Source organism: Bradyrhizobium sp. HKCCYLR20261 (assembly GCF_051168435.1).
Classification (GTDB): domain Bacteria; phylum Pseudomonadota; class Alphaproteobacteria; order Rhizobiales; family Xanthobacteraceae; genus Bradyrhizobium.
This window is the reverse complement of record NZ_JBNPUZ010000034.1, coordinates 1-17,610: the sequence shown is the minus strand read 5'-3', so window position 1 is coordinate 17,610 and position 17,610 is coordinate 1. Positions and strand designations below refer to the sequence as shown.

The following is a 17,610-nucleotide window of genomic DNA, read 5'->3' as shown; positions in this document are numbered from 1 at the left end:
CGGTTGTCGAGACCCTGGGCGGTGAAGAAGTTGGTCGGATTGTCGAGAGCCGAGTTGACCTTCTTGCCCGTGGAGAGATTGTTCTGGGTGGTGGCGAGGAGCTGAGCCGTCGACTGAAGCGAGAGCAGATTCTGACGCACCGACGCCGAGAGAACAATACCTGACATTTTCATACCCTTCTGGTGTGAAACAAACTGCCCGATCCATTCAGGATCCGAGCGAAGCCCGTGGTTGAACTCACCAGCGGGCGACGGGATCAAGGTAAATGGCAGTGGCTAACAAAGGGTGAAGTGGCGGCGGCGGATGCACCTCCCGCAAACCATGATCGGCGCGGCGCCGCGAACTGATTCGCGGCGGATACCATTGAAAACACCGCATATTTGCCCGGCGGTCACGGCCGTTTACCGGCTGTTAACCATGTTCGGAAAGGATTGGTGCGCGCCGACCGATCGAGCGCGCAGACTCCCCGCGCGACTTCACCAGCAGCCGGGCTGATCACCCGGTCTCGACGGAGCAGGTTCGGCGCCGCGCCGACCGCGGCAACGGAGAAACAGAATGGCCCTGAAAGTCGAACTCAAGCCGCATGAGCGCATCATCATCGGCTCCTGCGTGATCACCAACACCGACCAGCGCGCGCGCCTCCTGATCGATGGCGAGAACATTCCGATCCTGCGCGAGAAGGACATTCTGACGCCGGAGACGGCCGATACGCCCGCCAAGCTCGTCTATCTGGCCGTGCAGCTGATGTATATTTCGCCGGGCGCCGACGCCGATCACGGCACCTATTTCAACCTGCTGCGCGACATCATCACGACCGTTCCGAGCGCATGGCCGATCATCGAGGCGATCAACGGCCATATCCTCAATGGCGATCTGTATCAGGCGCTGAAGGAGGCCAAGAAACTCGTGGCCTACGAGAAGAAGCTGATCGAACAGGCGGAAGCCGAACAACACGACCAGGACAAGCCGGTGAGCTCGGCGGCCTGATCAGTTTCAGCTCGACTCTGGAAAGCGAAAGCCCGGCTCGCGGACGCGATGCCGGGCTTTGCTTTGCCTGCGACCGCGGACGCGCGCTGCACTCGTTCGAACGATGTCGTGACCAAATAAAAAGAACGGCGGGGTTGCCCCCGCCGTTCTCGATTTCGATCCTGCCGTTCTGGCGGATCAGCGGAGCAGCTGCAGCACGCTCGCCTGCGACTGGTTGGCAAGCGACAGCGCGGACACCGCGATCGACTGGCGGGTCGACAGCGCCTGGCTGTTGGCCGCTTCCTCATTGGTGTCGGCGAGCGTCAGGTTGGACGAGCCGGTCTGCAGCACGTTGATCAGGTTCTTGTTGAAGTCCTGACGGATCTGCACGACCGAGAGGTTCGAACCAAGCGTCGAGGCTTCGGAGCGAAGCGTGGAGCTTGCGCTCGTCAGCACGCCGATCACCTTGTTCGCCGAGGCGTTGTCGAGGAAGTCGGTGCCCGAGGTCAGCGTCGACAGGCCGAGACCGGCCGAGTTGAACGTGACACCGGTGATCGACAGCGTCGACTTGCCGTTCTCGTTGAAGGTCAGCTTCAGAGTATCGCCGTTCAGCAGGTTGACGCCGTTGAACGAGGCGTCGCTCGCCGTCAGGTTGATCTGCGTCAGCACGTTGTTGTACTGCGAGACCAGGTTGGCGCGCGCCGTCTGCGCGGTCGAATCGGCCACCGGAGCGGCGATTGTGGCGCCGTTGAAGGCGTTGCCGCTGACGGAGAACGCCGTGCCGCCGATGGTGCCGATCGTCGAAGAAGCGGCATCGTTGGTGGTCGAGATCGTCAGCTTGTTGGTCGACGAGTCGAGCGTCGCCTGCAGGTTGTTGGCTGCGAGCTTGGTGTTGAGGTCGTTCAGCGACTTCACCTGCCCCGTCCCTAGCCCGAACGTGAAGCTGGTCGCCGTTCCTCCGCCTGTCGCCGCGATCGTCAGCGTCTGGCCCGCCAAGGCGTTGCCGGTGGTCGACAGGCCGAGCTTGGCCAAGGTGCCGGAGCTGCCGGAGACGGTCAATCCTGCCGCCGGAGCGGTCAGCGTGATCGCACCCGCGGTCACCGAAGCGGTCACGCCGGCCTGCGTCGAGATCGCCGACAGCAGGTTGCTGACGGAATCGCCGATGCCGATGCTGGTGCCGGTCGAGGTCGTGCCGGTGACGAAGGTGAAGGTGGTGCCGTTGACGACCAGCGTTTCACCGGAGGTGATGCCGGTGGCCAGGTTGTTCGACGCCGTGCCTGCGGTGCCGGACAGCTTGGTCGAGCCGGTGATCGCCGAGGCGGACGAGGTGTTGTCGTTGTTCACGACGGAGCCGGTCACCGAGGTCGCGCTCGAGCCGAGCAGGTCGTTCGCGGTTGCGCCGGTCAGCGCCGACGAGACGACGTTCGACTTGGTGGAGTAGCCGACCGCGCTCTGCAGCACCTGGTTGGCGATCGACTTGGCGCTGTCGACGAGCTTCTGCAGCGAGGTGATGCCGGTGTTGGCGGCCTGCAGAACCTGCACGCCGTTGCCGATGCCATCGAGCAGATTGGAGATGTCGGAAGCGCGGTTGTCGAGGCCCTGGGCGGTGAAGAAGTTGGTCGGATTGTCGAGAGCCGAGTTGACCTTCTTGCCCGTGGAGAGGTTGTTCTGGGTGGTGGCGAGAAGCGTAGCCGTCGACTGGAGCGAAAGCAGATTCTGGCGCACCGACGCCGATAGGACGATACCTGACATTTTCATACCCTTCTGGTGTGAAACAAGACCCGATCCCTTCGAGATCGGGTGAAGCCCGGCGGCTTGGCGACCGGAGCGACGGGCGTCACGGTGAAGGGCAGTGGCTAACAAACGCTGAAGCGGTTGTAGGCCGGCGCTGCTTCAATCGGTAGAATAGGCCATTCGGCGTGTCGTATCGTCGCACAGGCGCGCGAAAGCGCCCGTTGAAAAGGTTCAGAGATTCACCAGACGCGCGTGATCTTCACTACGCGTCAACCACCTTTGGAAACCGTAAGACACGCGTCATCGCGCGCTCGCCGGTGGTAATCATCGACCAGCGCAGCGGACTGAAACCATCATCTGCAATCACAGCGAGAGTGGCGGCGCCTCCACCTCGATCAACGGCATCAGGCCCGCGGCGCGCCGGCGGCCGAACATGAGAACCGCATCGACCAACCGATCGATGTCGCGCGCTTCGGTGCGATGGTTGACGATCGCCGCGCGGATCGCCAAGCGTCCGTCGATCATCGTGGTCGACGGCGCGGCCATGCCGGATTCGTGGATATCGGCAACGATCTCGCCGTTCAGCGCGTCGGCCTCATCTGCACGATAGCGGAAACAGACGATGTTGAGATGGACCGGGGCGAGCTGCTCGAGCTCCGGCTCGGCGCGCACCCGCGCTTCGAGGTGGCGCGCGAGCTCACACGTCTTCTCGATCACAGCGCCGAGCGCGTCAGTGCCGAACGTCCGCAACGTGAACCAGGTCTTCAGTGCGCGAAAGCCGCGCGACAGATCGGGGCCGAGATCGCACGGCCATTCGGTGCCGGCGGCAAGCCCGCGCGTCTCGCGACGCAGATAGGCGGCGGGCGCCGCGAAGGCGTCGCGATGCATTTTCTCATCGCGCACGAGCAGGAATCCGGCGTCGTAAGGCACCTGCCCCCATTTGTGAAAATCGAGCGCCAGCGAATCCGCCTGCTCGATGCCGGCGAGTTTCGGCGCAAGTGCGGGCGCCAGCATTGCAAGCGCGCCGAACGCGCCATCGACGTGGAACCAAAGTCCTTCGCGACGACAGACGTCGGCCACCTCCGTGAGATCATCGATCGCGCCGATGTCGACGGTGCCCGCGGAGGCGACGACGAGAAACGGATGCAGGCCCGCCGCACGGTCCTGCGCGATCGCCTCGCGCAGCGCCGCGATGTCGATCCGGTGCGCCTTGTCCACCGCGATGCTGCGCAGCGCATCGCTGCCCATCCCGCAGATGTCCATCGCCTTGGCGATGCAGCCATGCGCGGCCCTGGATGTGTAAACACGCAAGCGTCCGCCCTGCCCGGCCAGTCCCGCCGTGCGAACGGATGCGCCCAGCGCCGCGCGCCGCGCAACCAGCACCGCCATCAGATTGGCCATCGACGTACCGGTCACGAAGATGCCGCTCGCGCCTTCGGGCAAGCCGAACAACTGCCGCGTCCAGTCGACGACCTCGCGCTCGACCTCGATCGGCGCATGGTCGCGGCCGCCGAGATTGGCGTTCAGTCCGGCTGCGAGCATCTCGGCGAGCATGCCGACGACGGTGCCGCCGCCATGCACCCAGCCCATGAAGCCGGGATGAACATTGCCGGTGGCATGCGGCACGACGCGTTCGGTGAAATCGCGATAGACGTCGGCGAGTTCGGTCGGCGCATGCGGCAACTCGCTGCGGAAGCTTTGCCGCGTCGCCGGCGACATCGGCTGCCACACCGGCCGGTCGCGGATGCCGGCGACGTAGTCGATCATGTCGTCGAGCATGCGATGACCGAGCGCACGGACCTCGTCCCAGTCCCGCGGGTCGAGCGCAGCTCCCGGCCGCAACGAAGCCTCGTTGCGCAGCTCCGTGGTCACGCAGCCTGCTCCGCGCGCGCCGCGGCGCGCTTCGCGATCATCTCGGCGAATGCCGCGAAGATCTTCCGCATCTGCGGCGGCTTGTAGGGGAAGATATCGGGCGGATCCATGTTGTGGACGACGGCCGTGTTGTCGGCCTCGAACACCAGCAGCGCGCCCTCCTTCGTTTCAGCGCAGTCGATGATGAAGTAGTCGAGGCCGACGCGCGCGGCGATGGCATCGAGCACGCTGCGATGGCGGCGGCCGAAGCCGATGTCGAAGGTCTGCATGAAGGTCGCCTCTTCGAGGCGCTTGCTCTCGCTGCCGGACATGTTGGCGTTGAGGTACCAGATGTCCCAGCGCTTCGCGATCGCCATGTGGCAGGCATAGGCCGTGCCATCGACGAACACGACGCGGTATTTGCGGAACTGGCCGTCCTCGCTGGCATAGTCGACGAAGCGCGACAGGAAGAATTCCTGTTCGTCGCGCTCGTCGAGATAGAGCGAGAGCTCGAGCGGCTCCTCGACCTTCTCGAGGCCGACACCGGCATGCGAGCCGCGCGGACGCACGATGAGCGGAAACACCAGCGAACTGTCGAGATCGGCGATCCATTCGCGTTCCTCGGCGATCTCGACCAGACGGTCGCGATCGACGGGAATCGTCGCCGGAATGACCAGCCCTTCGATGCCGGCCAGGAGCGCGTGCAGCTTGTCGCGATCGAGATGCCAGATCCGCTCCGGTGGATTCAGCAGCGGACGCGGCCAGCGCGCCGCGACCGCGTCGATCTCGCGCAGCGCATGCTGGCAATCCTCGGAGTCGGAGGCGATCACGATGGCGACGTCGTGCGCCGGCAGCGGCGCCATGAGATCCGCGCCCGGCACGACATAGAGCAGCAGCAGCTCGATATCCGTGTCCTCGAGCAGGAACTCGATCGGCGTGTTGCTGCCCATGTCGGTGGACGCCGCGAGCGCCAGCACGCGCAGCCGCGGCGTCGCGCTGGAGGACGCCACGCGGTAAAGCTGCTGCGCCTGCAGCACGTCGTGCTGGATCGCGAGCCCGGATGATTTCTCGCCGATCAGCTGCGCGACGAGCGCGAGGTCGAGGCCTTCGCCCGGCGTGGCCGTGCCGTCGAGCAGCTTGCCGAGCAAGGCCGCCCACATCGGCTTGAGATCCTGGCCGTCGAACGCGGCCTTGGCGAGCTTGGCCATGCCGATGCGGTCGGCACATCCTGCGCCGGGCGCCTCGGCCAGCGCGAGCAGATCAGTCGGCATTGCAGATGTCCCTGAGATCCTGGCTGCTCAGCTCCGACACGAGCAGCTCTGTTTTGGCGACGATGTCGACCACGCGGTCGATGTCGGCTTCGAGATTGACGCGCGCGGTGGTGTGGTCGTCGCACCAGGCTTCGGTCACCTGGCGCGCGCCGATGCTCAGCCGCAGCGCGGCGGTCGGCGCCGCGCCGGGGCGTTCGATCCTGACGGGCTGACCGACCAGGCACTGGCGCGCGGCGACGTCAGCCATGGAGCCGCTGAAGCGGCTGCCGAGATCGTGTTGGAGCGCGCGATAGACCGCCTGCGTCTCTCCGAGATCGAGCAGTTTGCCGTCGCGCTGAAGCGCGAACGGAAAGATCGTCGGAAAGCCGAACTCGTCGCCGTCCTCGTCCGCCGCGACTGAACCTGCCGCGATCGGCCGCAACACCGGCGACAGCATCAGCAGGCTCGTGATGGTCTCGCCGAGTTGCCGGATTGCCATCCGGCGGAACGCCGCGGGCACGGCATGATAGGCGGCGATCTCGTCGAGCGCGGCCTCCCAGCGCAGCCATTGTCCGATGTTGGCGCGCGGCGCCGAGCGCGCGCGCAGATCCGTCCAGGCGACCGGCCAGTCGCTGCGGCCGACATAGTCGAACAGGCCCGGCGCAACGGGATTTCCCCCGCGCAGCGCCGCCGACACCAACGGCGGAACCAGGAGCGCGCCGCTGAAGGCCGGTCCGCCAAAGAACTTCGAGCCGGAGGTCAGCACGAGATGACCGCGCGCCAGATGGTCGCGCAGCCGCGCCGCGCCGAGCCGCATCTGGCAGGCGTCGACCACGATCTGGACCCGATCCGGCCAGCGCCGCGACACCTCGTCCAGGCACGCCACGCCCGGCGCGCGCCAGCCGAGCTTGGACGCGTCCATCACCTGGAGCAGCACGCTGCGCCCGTCGCGCACCAACGCCTCGACCGCGTCGAGCACGTCGGACTCGATGTCGCCGCGCGGCTGCAGCGACGCGCCGTCGAGCAGCGGCAACGACACCGCCTCACCCGCCAGTCCGTCGATCGGTCCGTCCTTCGTTACCGTCAGGCCGCCCGCGGTCCGTGTGCTGAAGTGACGGCCGCGCGCGCTCGCCGCGGTGCCGCTCCCGGTCTGATCGGAGCCGACGACCACGCTGGTGACGGCATCGCCCAGCAGCGCTCGCGCGAGCGCCAGCGCATGCAGCTGCGAGTCGGTGCCGGAGGGCGAGAAGACGATGCCGACGTCGTCGTCCAGGCCGAATTGTTGTCTCAACTCGCACCGCATCTCCTCGGTGCGCAGGTCCAGCGCCGCGTCGAGGCCGAGCGAAATCGCCGCATGCATCAATTGCTCGCGCGCGAGCTCGACGCGGGCATAGGCACGCTCCGAGATCGGCGACGCCGTGCTCGACGAAAAGCACAACAGATCGGGCGCAGGCGATGGTCCGCAGCCATAGGCGTTGCGGCCCCAGGGGCGGTCGAGAGCCAGGCGAGCATCGCCGCCGTCGATCAGAAGATCGCCAAGCAACGCAAAGAGATCGCGCAGTCCTGTCGCCGCGCCGTCGCGCCGCGCATGACCCGAGAGCCAGGAGACGTCGGGCCGAGTTGCCGCCGGCATCATGCTGATGTCACGCGGCGTCGACAGCGGCAGCGGTCGGAACCGCGATCGCCGAGGCGAATTGCGAGGCGACGTTGCCGTGGAACACGGACGGGCCGACGTGATCGAGACGGCTGTCGAGATCGGCCCAGATCTCGCCACCGAGATCGGTCCAACGCTTGCAGAACGCGAAATCCTCGCTGAGATAGGTGCCGGTTTCCGGATCGATCAGGCATTCGAACAGCGCGAAGCGGTTCGGGCTGCCAGCCAGCGCATCCTGGGAATGCTCACGGAAGAACTGCAGCGGCGCGTAAGCAGGATGTGCGATCATCGCCTCGATGACGCGGCGGCGGATCATCAGGAATCCGGTGCCGGCATAGCGGACGCGGGTGAAGCCGTTGACCACGGCGACATGGTCCGGATTCTCGATCTCGAGCACATAGTCGAGCGAGGCGGCCGGCACGTCCATGCGGTTGGACTGGATGGCGCGGCGCGCCTTCGTCCAGTTGACCTTCTTGATCGGATAGACGCCGGCGACCATGTCGCCGCCGGATTCGATCAGGCGAAACACCTGCTTCGGCGTGAAACCGATATCGGCATCGACGAACAGCAGGTGCGTCGCGGTGGGGTCATTGAGGAACAGCGTGACCAGATTGGCGCGGGCCCGGGTGATCAGCGCATCGCCGTCACGCATATGGACGGTCAGGCCGACATTGGAGGTCGCGCGCAGCTCGCGCTGCAAGGCGAAGATCGAGCTTGCATAGATGCTCGACACCTGGCCGCCGAAACACGGGGTGGCGATCACCAGGTGAATCCGCTCGTCGGTCACGTCACTCACGTCAGCCTCCAGACAAAGAGGCTCTCGCCCCAGATCTGAACAAAAGCTAAAGAGACGTGGTTAACGAAAACCTAACCGCCGTCCCCCGTTATTTTACAGGAACTTGACCAGCGAGAGCTGGGCCAGCATCGCGGTCGTCTGATAGGACGCCTGCAGATTGGTCTGCAGCTGCAGCAGCTGGCTCGCGACCTCCTGCTGCGAGATGCCCTCGGTCTGGTCGACCAGGCTCTGCATCGCCGCCTTGGCCTGGGTCTGGCGCGCCGTCGCATCCTTCATCGTGGTCTGGGCGTTGGCGAAGTCGGTCTGGATGTCCGAGATCGTCTGCTGGCCGAGCTGCGGCGTCAGGTTGGCGGCGATGCGCTGGCTGAGCGCGCCGATCTGCTGCCCCGCATTGGCGCCTGCCGGCGACGTGAAGACCGCGGCGTAGACCGCGGTCTGCTGCACGAGATTGCGGATCGCGAACTCGTTGCCCTCTGCGCCGAACTGGATGCTCTGCGCGGTATCGATGCGGATGGTCGCGCTCGACCGGGCTGAGCCGGGACCGCTGTTGCCGGTGTACCAATTGACCGTGTTGGCCGAGCCGTTGACGAGGCTGGTCGCCGACGCCAGCGGCGAGCCGGATACCCGCAAGGGCGGCGTCGGAGCCGTCACGGTGCCCGAGAAGCCCAGCGCGGAGAGCGCGCCGGCGTTCGAGCTCGTCAGCGAGAAGCTGGCGGCATCGTCGGTCCGCAAGGTGATCACGCCGCCGCTGACCGTCGAGGCCTTCGAGGTGCCGCTCAACGTGTCGATCTTGCCGAGCAGCGTCTGGACACTGTCGGTGATGTTGATCTGATTGTTGCCGTTAGCGCCCGACGCGACGAAGGTCAGCGTCTGCCCGTTCACCGTGAGCGTGTCGCCGCTTGCGAAGTTCGTCGCGATCGAGTCGGTGCTGGCCGCGCCCGACAGCAGGGTGGCGCCGGTGATCGGCGCCGGAACCGCCGCCTTGTTGTTGACGGCGGTCCCCGACACGGAGCTCGCGGTGTTGAAGAAATTATCACCCGCGGTGACCGCCGAGGCCGCCACCAGCGAGGTGTTGGCGAGCGTCGAGAGCGCCGTGTTCAGCGCCGCGTTGAGATTGGCCGACGTCGCGGCCGGCGTGGCGCCGATCGCAAACGTATTGGCGGGCGCCGGCGTCGTGGTCGACGCCGTCAGCTTGATCGCCTCCGAGGTGCCGTCGGGCAGTTTGAAGGTGAAGCTGATCTGGTCACCCGCATTGGGATTGCCGGCGGTGAGGTCGACCGAGATGCCGGCCGGCGAGCCGGACGGTCCGGTCACGGTGGCGTTGGTCAGCGTCGAATTGACGTTGCTGAGCTTGAAGCCGAAGGGCGAGCCGGCGACGTCCTCCGCAAGCGTGATCGGCATCGTCGCCGAGGCCGACAGATTGAGGCGGCCGAGGCCGTTGAGCCCGAGATCGGCCTGCTGCCGCTCGGCGATGACCTGCTTCAGGCCGGCCTGTGTCGGCGTGCCGTTGAGGATGTCGTCGGCGGACGCGATCGCCGGCCGGTCGGTGGCGGTGCCCGAGAAGATGAAGCGGTCGCCGACCTGGGTGTTGAGGATGCCGGTGATCGCCGACAGGTTCGACGAGGCCGTCAGCTGGCCGGTGGTCTGACCGGTGCTGGTCAGGTTCTGCGGCGTCGCCGCGGCGCCGCTCTGGATCTGGCTGCTGATCTTCGACAGCGACTGCAGCGAGGTGTTGACCGCGCCGATGACCGTATTGACGTGGGTCATCGTCAAGGTGAACGACGAGATGTTCGACAGCTGCGCCCGCGCCGCGATCGCAAACCCCTCGTCCGGACCCATGCCGGCATAGTTGTTCGACTTGACGCCGCTGGAGAGCTGCGTCGAGAGGTCCGCGAGCTGGTTGGAGATGTTCCGCACGGACAGGCCGAGCAGAGACGTTCCGTAGTTGACACTGCTGATCGACATCTTACACGCGCCTTACTGATAGGCCTGGAGCAGGCTCTGCATCATGCTTTGCACGACCGACATGATATGGGCGTTGGCCGCGTAGGTGTTCTGGACCTGGATCAGGTTGGACATCTCGCTGTCCATGTTGACCCCGGCGGTGGCGTTGAACTTTTCCTTGAGCGTGCTGACGACGACGCTCTGGCCCTGGCTGAGCTGCGTCGCGAGGTTGGCGGCGCTGCCCTGCTGGCTGACGAACTGCTGCAGATAGCCGGTCACCGTGCCCTGGAACGGCTGCGCGGCCGAGCCGAGCCCGGTGGTCGGCGAGTAGCTGAAGGTGGCCGATGTCAGCTGCGCGAACAGGAAGTCCGGCCGCGTCGCGTCGCCCGCGGGCGTCTGCGGCGAGGTCGAATAGGTCGACAGCTTGGTCGCATCGTTGAGCAGCGCCGGATTGACGTTGAGCCGCCCGGCGAGCCCGGTCATCTGGCTGCCCGTCGAGGTGATCTTGCCGGTGTAGAGCGCGCCGCCGTCGGTGAACACCGGCAGCTGCGCATTGCCACTGGCCAATGTCTGGACCGTGACCGTCGACGACGCCGACTTCACCGTCGCCTGGCTGGTGCCGTCATCGGTGATGCGCAGCGTCGTGCCCGAGGGATTGGCGAACTGCAGATGCGCCGACCCCAGCGCGCTGTTGAGCTGCGACACCACAGAGGCCATGCCGAGCGAGAAGTCGACGCCGACATAGGACGGGTTGGCGCCGGTCGCATTCTGCAGCGGCAGCGCGGCGGGATCGTTGACGTTGACGATCTTGACCTGGCGCTGGATGTTGCTCGAATCCGTATACGTCAGGTTGATGGTGTTGCCGGCCAACAGGCCGGTGGTCGAGACATCGAAGCCGGCCGGCGGACCCGTGACCGCTGTGCCGGCCGTGGTCTTGTCCGATAGCGCCGACGCGACCGTCGCCGCAAGCTGGTCGACCTGGGTCTGCGCCTGCACCAGGGTCTGGTCGCGCAGCTTGAGGTCGGCCGCGATCTGGCCGGAGTTCAGGAGATTGTTGGAGACGACGTCGAGCGACACGCCGTTCGACAGCTTGATGTTGAGCTGGCCGACGCCGGTCTTTGTCGGATCGCTGTTGTAGAGCGAGGTCGCATCGAGCGTGCCAGGCGAGGAGAAGGTGAATTCCGAGGACAGCCCGGCGCCGACGAGCTGGATGCCGGAATTGGTGAACACGCTGACGCCGTTGGTCGAGTCCGACACGACACGGATGTCGACATATTTGGACAGCGTGTCGATCGCGTTGTCGCGCTGGTCCTGCAACGTCGCCGTCAGCGGATCCGACGGGGCGAGACCCTGAAGCTGCGTGTTCAACGTGGCGATCTGCTTGATCGCCGCATTGGCCTGCGTCACCGAGTTGCCGATGTCCTGCTCGACATTGGTACGCAGCGTCTGGATGCCCTTGGTGGTCGCGTTGAGCTGCTGCGCCACGCCCTGCGCCGCCGACAGCGCCACCGATTGCGCCGACTGATTGCTCGGATTGTTCGACAGCGATTGCAGCGCCGTCGTGAAATTGTTGAGCGCCGTCTCCAGCGTGCCGCTGCCGCCGGGCGTGCCGTACACGCTCTGCAGCTGCGTCAGGATGTTGGCCATCTGATTGGCATAGGCCCCGCCCGAGGTCTCGGTGCGGAGCTGGTTCTGCACGAACAAATCGAGCTGACGGTTGACGCCGGTCGTCATCACCGTCGAGCCGAAGCCGCCAGAGGCGACTTCGATCTGGTTCGGGTTCTGTGCGACGTAGCCGGGCGTGTTCGCGTTGGCGACGTTCGACGAGATGATCGAGAGCGCCGCCTGCGTCGAGCGCAAGCCGGACATCGCGGTGGCGAGGGCTGAACTCAAACCCATGTTCGTTTGCCTTATGTCAATTCAACTGCCACGTGGCCGCGCGTCAGCGCAGCACGTTCAGAAGATCCTGCACCATCGAATTGGCGGTGGTGATCACCTTGGTGTTCGCCGAATATGCCTGCTGGGTCACGATCAGCTTGGTGAACTCGTCGGCGATGTCGGTGTTCGAGCCTTCCAGCGAGCCGCCCGAGATCTTGCCGGACGCGCCGATGATGGCCTGGCCGGACTGGTCGGTCGCCTCATAGGCGCCGCCGTCGAGCGCCTTCAGGTAGTTGGTGCCGTTGAAGTGCGACAAGGTCACCTGGGCCAGATTGATGGTCTGGCCGTTGGAGAAGGTGCCGGTGACGATACCGCTGTTGTTGACGGCGACCGACTGCAGCTGGCCGGCGGCAAAACCGTTCTGCGAGATCTGGTTGATGGTCGCCGAGCCGATGGTGCTGGCATATTGCGTCAGTGCGCCCGACGAGATGTTCAGGCTCACGGTGCCGAGCGTGGTGCCGTCGACCACGACATTGGGAATGGAAATGTTCGAGCTCGTCGGCGACACCAGCGAGCCGTCGGAGGCGAACACGAAGTTGGTGCCGACGTTCTGCCAAGCCACGGTCGAGCCGGTCGCCGTCGAATTGGTCTGATAGAACAGGTTCCAGGTGTCCTTGTGGCCGGTGCCGAGCGTCGCGCTGTCGGTCTTGCCCCAGCGCAGTTGCACGTTCACCGGTGTACCCGCGGAGTTGTAGGTGGTGACCGCGCCGCCCGAGATCGTCTCGTTGTTGAAGTTGGTGAGGTCGTTGCCGATGACGATGCCGGTGCCCGCGCTTGCCGTTCGCGTCAGCGACACCGGCGATGTCAGGCCGAGCGCGGTGAAGCCGCCCGACGCGCTGCTCAATGTCCAGTCCTCGCCGCTGCCCGAGTGCAGCGTGATCTTGCCGGCGGTGATGGTCGGCTGCACGCCGGTGACGGTCGCGATCTTGGCGAGCAAGGTGCCGACGGAATCGCCGACATTGATCTGGTTGCCCGAGGCGCCCGAGGCGACGAAGGTGAAGGTGACGACGTCGCCGGCGCTGCCGGTCAGGGTGATGGTGTCGCCGGCGGTGAAGTTGGTGGTGATCGAGTCGGTCGCCGCGGCGCCCGACAGCAAGGTCGAGGTGGTGATGTTCGCCGCGTTCTTGTTGACCGCGGTGCCGCCCGTGGTGGTGGCGTCGGCGTAGAAATTGGTGCCGACCGGCAGCGGCACGTTGGACAGGTCGGCCGAGTTGAGGCCGCCGGCCGCGACCAAGGTGCCCGTCGCCGCGTTGCCGCTGGCGCCGGTCTTCGGCTGCGTCGGCAGGTTGGCGGCGTATTGGATTGCGGTGGTCGCCTGTGCCGGCACGAAGTTGTTGGCGAACTGCAGCACCGTCGGCACGTTGCCGGTGGCGTTGCCGGTCTTGGCGTCGACCGCGACGCCCATCAGATAATAACCGGCGCCGTTGATCAGATTGCCGTTGGCATTGAGCTGGAAGTCGCCGCGGCGCGTGTAGTTGGTGACGCCGGTGAAGACCGGCACGTTGTCGACGACCGACGAGGCCTTCTGCACGTTGAAGAAGCCGTCGCCGTTGATCGCCATGTTGGTGGCGACCGAGGAGGTCGAGACGGTGCCCTGGGTGGTGATGGTGGCCTTGGCGAAGGCTGTGACGCCGCCGGCATTCTGCCGGGTCGGATTGGTGGCGTTCGGAATGAGGTCTTCGAAGCTGGTGCCGATGCCCTTGTAGCCAACGGTCGAGGCGTTCGCGATGTTACCGGAAATGTTCTGCAGCGCGAATGATTGAGCGGACAGGCCGCTCACCGAGGTGTTCATCGCGTCGAAGATACCCATACCATTCTCTCCACATTGACCCGGCGGCCGGTCCGCCCAAGGCCGCGTTTTCGTGGAGAGCTGTCGCAATCACCGTGCCAGTTATGAATGTGATGCGAAATCAACGGCTTGCGAAATAACAACGTCAAGAAACCGTCGGCAGGAGTGGTGAACAATTGCCGAGCCGGCAGTTCTTGCCGGGCCGGGACGCGCACCGGCGCGCTCCGGCTCAGCTGAATTTGCACAGCATCCGGCGCGTCGTCAGACCCGCATCTGGAGCCTTGAACGGACGCGCCGGCGAGACCAGGCGGAGATTTTTCAGGTCGACGACGGATTGGCCGGATGGAACACCAGCGACAGCCCGTCCATGCAGTAGCGCAGCCCGGTCGGCTTCGGACCGTCGTCGAACACGTGGCCGAGATGGCCGCCGCAGCGGCGGCAATGCACCTCGGTGCGGATCATGCCGTAGGTCTTGTCCTGGCGGGTGCCGACGGCGTTGTCGAGCGGCTTGAAGAAGCTCGGCCAGCCGGTGCCGCTGTCGAACTTGGTGTCCGAGGAGAACAGCGGCAGGTCGCAGCCGGCACAGGCGAAGGTGCCCTTGCGGTGCTCCTTCAGCAGCGGGCTGGTCCAGGGCCGCTCGGTGCCCTCCTTGCGGAGGATGTCGAACTGCTCCGGCGTGAGCTGCGCGCGCCACTCGGCCTCGGTCTTCTCGATCTCGAACTTCTCGGCGGCGCGGGCCGGGGCGGAGCCGCCGAGCCAGCGCAAGGCAGCGAAGCCGAACAGACCGGCAGCGGTGGTGAACATCAGGCGGCGATCGATCATGGACGTCTCCGTACGGCGGTTGTGACCGGATTTACGGGCGAGATGTCGCGAAGTTACGCCAGGCGCGGTCCTGAAGGCTCACTTTCTTGCGAGCTAGCCGCCCTCCCCGGCCTCGGGCCGGCGGTCGAGGTCGGACGGCTGTGGTCGCAGCGGCAGGCGTGAATTGGGTCGCTCGGCTGCCCGGCGGCGCGCTTCGGCAGCCCTGATCTCCCGCGCGCGCTCCTGCGCCCGCGCCCGCTCGCGATGCCGCGCCAAGGTGCCGGCGGCGGCGGCGCGGCCGCGGATCCAGAGATTGACGACCTGGCCGGCGACCCGGCCGCTGACGCCGCCGGCCCAGACCAGCTCGAACGGCGAGAACAGCTTCCAGCGGTCGTCGCCCGCCAGGATGCCCTGCGCGATCAGTTGCCCGGCCATGGCCGAGGTGTTCATCCCCTGCCGGCCGAAGCCGCTCGCGACCCACAGGCCTTTGCGCAATTGTCCGATCTGCGGCATCCCGTGCACGGTCTGCCCCGTGACGCCGCCGAAGGTCTCGGTGATCTCGACCTTGCCGAGCTGCGGAAACACGGTGCGGATCCGGCGCTGCAGCGCGGAGGCAAAGCCGCTCGGCCGCGCATTCCAGGTCGTCTCCGGGCTCGCCCACATCAGCCGGTCGCCCTCGACGATGCGGAAATGATCGATGCCGTCGGTGTCCTGCACCGATCCCTGGAACGCGATCGCCTCAGCCAGCCGCTCGCCGAGCGGCGCAGTCACGCCGCCATAGCGCCACACCGGCAGCAGCGTATCCGACAGCCGCTGCAGCGGCGCGCCGAGATGGATGTTGCCGGCCAGCACGATATGCGACGCCCGCATCCGTGCCGACGGCGTCACGATGCGCTTGCGCACACCCGACGCATCGATGCTGACAACAGGCGTATCCTCGAAGATCCGCGCGCCGGCGCGATGCGCCAGTCGCGCCAGCGCGTGGACATAAGCGCGGCCGTCGAGCTGGAACGCCTTCGGATAATGCACACCGTGGAAATAGCGCTCGGTCTTCAGCTCGGTCCTGACCCGCTCGACCTGCCAGCCCTCGACCTCGGTGTCGAAATCCTCGTGCAGCATCTGCAACCGGCGGATCAGCGCATCGCCGGCATCGACATTGGAGACCTCGAGCGCGCCTTCGCTCAGAGCGATATTCGGCATGGTCGCCGCCTGCGCGCGGATGAACTCGGCCCCCGACCACGACAAAGCCCACAGCGCGCGGGCATGCTTCAGCCCGACGCGCTCGATCAGGTCCGGCAGCGCCAGGTCGAACCCCGGCAGTACGGTGCCGACCATGGCGCCGGAGGCGTTCCATCCGACCTGCCGCCCTTCCAGCACCGCGACGCTCGCGCCCTGCCGGGCGGCGCACAGCGCCACCGTCAGCCCGGCCAATCCCGCCCCGACCACGCAGACATCGACATCGAGGTCGAAATTCAGCCGGCTGCGGACGAATGCCCCTGCGGCATCCGCGTCATCGTTCACGCTTGTGGAAGTCTCGCTCATGGCGTTTTCTTAGCGAACCCTGCGCCGGTCGTCATGACGCTTTTAATGGCGATAAAGAGACGTGGTACAGCCTGACCCAGCCTGAACGATTCGAGACCGGATTCCATGCGCCGATTGATGCTGCTGCGCCACGCCAAGACCGAGACTGACGCGCCATCCGGCCGTGACCAGGACCGCCGTCTCGACGAGCGCGGGCACCAGGATGCCGCCATCATCGGCGACTTCATTGCGAGCCGGCCACCGGCGCCGGAACTGGTGCTGGTCTCGACCGCGGTCCGGGCGCAACAGACCTGGGAGCTCGCGCGCGCCGCGATGCAGGACCGCGTGCCCGCCCCGCAGGTGGAATCCGTGGCCGAACTCTACGCCGCCGAGCCGATGCAAATCCTGCATCAGATCCGGCTTGCCGCGGCGTTCGATCCGAAACAGCTGCTTGTCGTCGGCCACAATCCCGGCATGCACGAGCTGGCGCTGGCGCTCACCGGCCAGGGCGACGCCGAGGCGCGCCACGAGCTGATGCGCAACATGCCGACCTCCGGCCTTGCCGTGTTCGATTTCGACACCGACGATTGGGGCGATGTGAGCTTCGCCCGCGGCAACCTTCTGATGTTCGTCACGCCGAAGCTGCTCAAGCACGGCTCGGTCGATTGAGAGGCGGCCTCGATTGACAGCGAGGTTCCCTCGGGCGCGTAATGTCGCCGACAGAGAGGAGGCCTTGCGATGTTCAACTCGATCCTGGTTCCGATCGATCTGGCCGACACCGACCTCGCCAAGCCCGCCATCGCCACCGCCGCCACGTTGGCCCAGACCTGGAGCGGCACGGTTCACCTGCTGAACGTGATGCCGATGACGCCGGTGATGCTGGCCGAATACGTGCCAGCCGATTTCGACGCGCAGCAGCGTGAGACCGCCGAGGAGGCGCTGTCGATCGTCGCCCGCGAGTCCGGCATCCCCACCGAGCGCATCAGCTACACGGTGCGCCAGGGCGGCATCTATCACGAGATCCTGGAGGAAGCGGCCAAGGTCAAGGCCGACCTGATCGTGATGACCTCGCACCGCCCGGCGATGCGGACGTATTTCCTCGGCAGCAATGCGGGACACGTGGTGCGGTACGCGAAGTGCTCGGTGCTGGTGGTGCGGCCGTGAGTGTCTGAGCGATGCGCTCGTGCAGGTAGCTATGACAGGCTTGCTATTTACAGGCGCAGCATGCGGTTCAAATGAGTTCAAGCGTCCTTGTGAGAACGAAGCTGGTTCCGCAACGACGGTGCCCTCCCCTCCCCCTTGCGGGCAGGGGAATCGCATGTGAAATTACGCTGTAAGGCATTGTGATCCGGTCAAAAATCGATTC

The 17,610-nt window shown here is 65.9% G+C and carries 13 protein-coding genes and 1 pseudogene; 3 read left to right on the top strand and 11 right to left on the bottom strand.

The annotated features are described in order from the left end of the window. Positions 1-167, bottom strand: a pseudogene (locus ACQR1L_RS34895) (flagellin); the annotation flags it as partial. Positions 168-555: 388 nt separating this feature from the next. On the opposite strand from ACQR1L_RS34895, the gene flbT reads away from it, so the two are divergent. Next, positions 556-987 (top strand): flagellar biosynthesis repressor FlbT, encoded by a 432-nt coding sequence (flbT, locus tag ACQR1L_RS34890; protein ID WP_434862439.1) that lies wholly within the window; start codon positions 556-558, stop codon positions 985-987. Between the two features lie 177 nt (positions 988-1,164). Here the strand turns inward: flbT and ACQR1L_RS34885 are convergent, their stop codons facing one another. The 10 genes from ACQR1L_RS34885 to ACQR1L_RS34840 form a co-directional block, all read right to left on the bottom strand. Continuing rightward, complete coding sequence (locus tag ACQR1L_RS34885) at positions 1,165-2,718, bottom strand: flagellin (RefSeq protein WP_434862438.1); 1,554 nt, start codon at positions 2,716-2,718, stop codon at positions 1,165-1,167. 345 nt (positions 2,719-3,063) lie between these two features. Continuing rightward, on the bottom strand, positions 3,064-4,572 hold the full coding sequence (locus ACQR1L_RS34880) for a pyridoxal phosphate-dependent decarboxylase family protein (protein ID WP_434862437.1): 1,509 nt from the start codon (positions 4,570-4,572) through the stop codon (positions 3,064-3,066). Continuing rightward, the gene (locus ACQR1L_RS34875; protein WP_434862440.1) at positions 4,569-5,759 is read right to left on the bottom strand and encodes an ATP-grasp domain-containing protein; all 1,191 of its coding nucleotides are present in this window, start codon (positions 5,757-5,759) and stop codon (positions 4,569-4,571) included. The genes ACQR1L_RS34880 and ACQR1L_RS34875 overlap by 4 nt, the downstream gene beginning before the upstream one ends. 52 nt (positions 5,760-5,811) lie before the next feature. Beyond that, positions 5,812-7,437 carry a hypothetical protein gene (locus ACQR1L_RS34870; RefSeq protein WP_434862436.1) on the bottom strand — a complete coding sequence of 542 codons (1,626 nt, stop codon included), beginning with the start codon at positions 7,435-7,437 and terminating at the stop codon, positions 5,812-5,814. A 7-nt stretch (positions 7,438-7,444) separates the two neighbouring features. After that, positions 7,445-8,251 carry a hypothetical protein gene (locus tag ACQR1L_RS34865; RefSeq protein WP_434862435.1) on the bottom strand — a complete coding sequence of 269 codons (807 nt, stop codon included), beginning with the start codon at positions 8,249-8,251 and terminating at the stop codon, positions 7,445-7,447. 93 nt (positions 8,252-8,344) lie between these two features. Beyond that, positions 8,345-10,216, bottom strand: coding sequence for a flagellar protein (locus tag ACQR1L_RS34860; RefSeq protein WP_434862434.1), 1,872 nt, complete (start codon positions 10,214-10,216; stop codon positions 8,345-8,347). Between the two features lie 12 nt (positions 10,217-10,228). Continuing rightward, a complete protein-coding gene (gene flgK / locus ACQR1L_RS34855) occupies positions 10,229-12,094 on the bottom strand; it encodes a flagellar hook-associated protein FlgK (RefSeq protein WP_434862433.1) in 1,866 nt (621 codons plus the stop codon). Between the two features lie 43 nt (positions 12,095-12,137). Next, positions 12,138-13,943, bottom strand: a complete 1,806-nt coding sequence (locus tag ACQR1L_RS34850; protein ID WP_434862432.1) for a flagellar hook-basal body complex protein — start codon at positions 13,941-13,943, stop codon at positions 12,138-12,140. Positions 13,944-14,240: 297 nt separating this feature from the next. Beyond that, positions 14,241-14,744 (bottom strand): peptide-methionine (R)-S-oxide reductase MsrB, encoded by a 504-nt coding sequence (gene msrB, locus ACQR1L_RS34845; RefSeq protein WP_434862431.1) that lies wholly within the window; start codon positions 14,742-14,744, stop codon positions 14,241-14,243. A 93-nt stretch (positions 14,745-14,837) separates the two neighbouring features. After that, positions 14,838-16,265 carry an NAD(P)/FAD-dependent oxidoreductase gene (locus ACQR1L_RS34840; protein ID WP_434862430.1) on the bottom strand — a complete coding sequence of 476 codons (1,428 nt, stop codon included), beginning with the start codon at positions 16,263-16,265 and terminating at the stop codon, positions 14,838-14,840. A gap of 105 nt (positions 16,266-16,370) precedes the next feature. Between ACQR1L_RS34840 and ACQR1L_RS34835 the strand changes: the two genes are divergently transcribed. Together ACQR1L_RS34835 and ACQR1L_RS34830 are read left to right on the top strand one after the other, a co-directional pair. After that, positions 16,371-16,913 (top strand): SixA phosphatase family protein, encoded by a 543-nt coding sequence (locus tag ACQR1L_RS34835; protein ID WP_434862429.1) that lies wholly within the window; start codon positions 16,371-16,373, stop codon positions 16,911-16,913. A gap of 69 nt (positions 16,914-16,982) precedes the next feature. Beyond that, positions 16,983-17,408 carry a universal stress protein gene (locus ACQR1L_RS34830; RefSeq protein ID WP_434862428.1) on the top strand — a complete coding sequence of 142 codons (426 nt, stop codon included), beginning with the start codon at positions 16,983-16,985 and terminating at the stop codon, positions 17,406-17,408. Positions 17,409-17,610: the final 202 nt, after the last annotated feature.

What these genes read in the sequence shown, in the direction of transcription:
- flbT (WP_434862439.1), top strand. Translation starts at nt 556, where the DNA reads ATGGCCCTGAAAGTCGAACTCAAGCCGCATGAGCGCATCATCATCGGC.
- ACQR1L_RS34885 (WP_434862438.1), bottom strand. Translation starts at nt 2,718, where the DNA reads ATGTCAGGTATCGTCCTATCGGCGTCGGTGCGCCAGAATCTGCTTTCG.
- ACQR1L_RS34875 (WP_434862440.1), bottom strand. Translation starts at nt 5,759, where the DNA reads ATGGCCAAGCTCGCCAAGGCCGCGTTCGACGGCCAGGATCTCAAGCCG.
- ACQR1L_RS34870 (WP_434862436.1), bottom strand. Translation starts at nt 7,437, where the DNA reads ATGATGCCGGCGGCAACTCGGCCCGACGTCTCCTGGCTCTCGGGTCAT.
- ACQR1L_RS34860 (WP_434862434.1), bottom strand. Translation starts at nt 10,216, where the DNA reads ATGTCGATCAGCAGTGTCAACTACGGAACGTCTCTGCTCGGCCTGTCC.
- flgK (WP_434862433.1), bottom strand. Translation starts at nt 12,094, where the DNA reads ATGGGTTTGAGTTCAGCCCTCGCCACCGCGATGTCCGGCTTGCGCTCG.
- ACQR1L_RS34850 (WP_434862432.1), bottom strand. Translation starts at nt 13,943, where the DNA reads ATGGGTATCTTCGACGCGATGAACACCTCGGTGAGCGGCCTGTCCGCT.
- msrB (WP_434862431.1), bottom strand. Translation starts at nt 14,744, where the DNA reads ATGATCGATCGCCGCCTGATGTTCACCACCGCTGCCGGTCTGTTCGGC.
- ACQR1L_RS34840 (WP_434862430.1), bottom strand. Translation starts at nt 16,265, where the DNA reads ATGAGCGAGACTTCCACAAGCGTGAACGATGACGCGGATGCCGCAGGG.
- ACQR1L_RS34835 (WP_434862429.1), top strand. Translation starts at nt 16,371, where the DNA reads ATGCGCCGATTGATGCTGCTGCGCCACGCCAAGACCGAGACTGACGCG.
- ACQR1L_RS34830 (WP_434862428.1), top strand. Translation starts at nt 16,983, where the DNA reads ATGTTCAACTCGATCCTGGTTCCGATCGATCTGGCCGACACCGACCTC.